Source organism: Paracoccus sp. SM22M-07 (genome assembly GCF_001887735.1).
Lineage (GTDB): Bacteria > Pseudomonadota > Alphaproteobacteria > Rhodobacterales > Rhodobacteraceae > Paracoccus.
Map to the genome: position 1 here is coordinate 1 of NZ_JPKW01000049.1, position 386 is coordinate 386.

At 65.3% G+C, this 386-nt stretch carries 1 protein-coding gene; it reads left to right on the forward strand.

Features of this window, described 5'->3' with window-relative positions; all coding sequences use genetic code 11:
• On the forward strand, positions 1–386 hold a 386-nt coding region (locus IE00_RS19365; protein WP_305790327.1), incomplete at both ends, for a CoA-transferase.

A 386-nucleotide genomic window follows, 5' to 3' on the forward strand; every position in this document is an offset into this window, starting at 1 on the left:
CCGCGCAGGAGCTGGAAGACGGCATGTACGTGAACCTGGGGATCGGCATCCCGACCCTGGTCGCCAATTACGTGGGCGACAAGGACATCACGCTGCAATCGGAAAACGGCATGCTGGGCATGGGTCCCTTCCCCTTCGAGGGCGAGGAGGACCCCGACCTGATCAACGCCGGCAAGCAGACGATCACGGAACTGGACCGCACCAGCTATTTCGACAGCGCGACCAGCTTTGGCATGATCCGGGGCGGCAAGATCGCCGCCGCCATCCTGGGCGCGATGGAGGTGGCGGAAAACGGCGACCTGGCCAACTGGATGATCCCCGGCAAGCTGATCAAGGGCATGGGCGGCGCGATGGACCTGGTCGCGGGCGTGGGCCGGGTGATCGTG